General features: G+C 70.2%; 1 protein-coding gene and 1 pseudogene. Both read left to right on the top strand.

Annotation, left to right across the window (positions count from 1 at the left end; all coding sequences use genetic code 11):
• Positions 1-360, top strand: a pseudogene (locus LIG30_RS02345) (hypothetical protein); the annotation flags it as partial.
• The coding region (locus tag LIG30_RS02350) for an acyl-CoA dehydrogenase family protein (RefSeq protein ID WP_038709338.1) at positions 357-1,259 on the top strand (903 nt) is incomplete at its 3' end. The pseudogene LIG30_RS02345 and the gene LIG30_RS02350, both read left to right, overlap by 4 nt.

Below are 1,259 nucleotides of genomic sequence, written 5' to 3' on the forward strand. Positions count from 1 at the left end.
ATCGCCGACGGCGCGATGCGCGAGCATGGCGAGAACCGGATTCGCCCCGACGAGGAGTGGCATCGCGTGCAGATCATCGAATGGTGGTTCGAACGGCTGGCCGCGTTGCCGCTCGTCGAGCGCGAGCGGCTGATCGATCGCGTGATCGAGGCCGACGAAGCGATGCAGCCGCTGCTCGACGCGTATCTGCATGACGAATACGCGCACACGGCGCTCGTGTTCGGCGCGGATATCGCCGAGTACCGTTCGATCTACGACGACTGGCGCCGCGAAATTCTGGCGCGCCTGACCGGCCGCACCGATCTTGGGCCGCTCGTGCCGCTGACGGGCGAGCCGGTTCGCCAGGAAGCCGTCGCATGAACGATCCTCGTGGCCTGACGGCGCTCGCTCCCGAAGCGGGCGCGGCAACCGATGCGCAGGCGCTGGCGCGACTGGTCGATGCATTGCGCGAAAGCGCCGCCGTGCGCGACCGCGCGGGCGGTCATGCGGCGCGCGAGAAGCAATGGATCGCCGATGCCGGCCTGCTGACGCTGGCGGTGCCGCGCGCGTATGGCGGGCAGGAGGCGGACTGGCCGTCGATCTACGCGATCGTCCGGCAAGTCGCGCGCGCCGACGGCGCGCTCGCGCATCTGCTCGGCTTCCAGTGCCTGCAGGTGGTGAGCGTCGATGTCTGGGGGAATCCGGCGCAACGCGAGCGCTACCTGCGCGGCACGGTCGAGCACCGGTGGTGGTGGGGCAACGCGGTCAATCCGCTGGATACGCGCCTGATCGCGACGGCGACGCCCGACGGCGGCTACCGCCTCGATGGCGTCAAGGGCTTCTGCTCGGGCACGCGCGGCTCGCAGCGGATGACGGTGTCCGCGCACGACAGCGCGACCGGAAAGCCGGTGTTCGGCGTCCTGACGACGGCGCAGGCGGGCATCACGGTCAACGAAGACTGGGACCCGATCGGCCAGCGGCAGACCGATAGCGGCAGCGTGACGTTCGACGGCGTGACGTTGTTGCCGGAGGACGTGCTGCATCGCTCGGAAGCGCCGCCGACGCCGCGTGCGACGCTGCGCACGCTCGTGTCGCAGCTCGTGCTGACGAACCTGTTCGTCGGCATTGCGGAAGGCGCGCTGGGCGAGGCGCGCGAGTACGTGCTGCGTCATGGGCGGCCGTGGCTGAATGCGGGCGTCGAGCGGGCGAGCGACGATCCGTACACGCTCCAGCGCTTCGGCGACATGCGCGTGCAGGCGGTCGCCGAAGCGCTGGAGCGT

It is taken from the genome of Burkholderia sp. lig30, from assembly GCF_000687455.2.
Classification (GTDB): domain Bacteria; phylum Pseudomonadota; class Gammaproteobacteria; order Burkholderiales; family Burkholderiaceae; genus Burkholderia.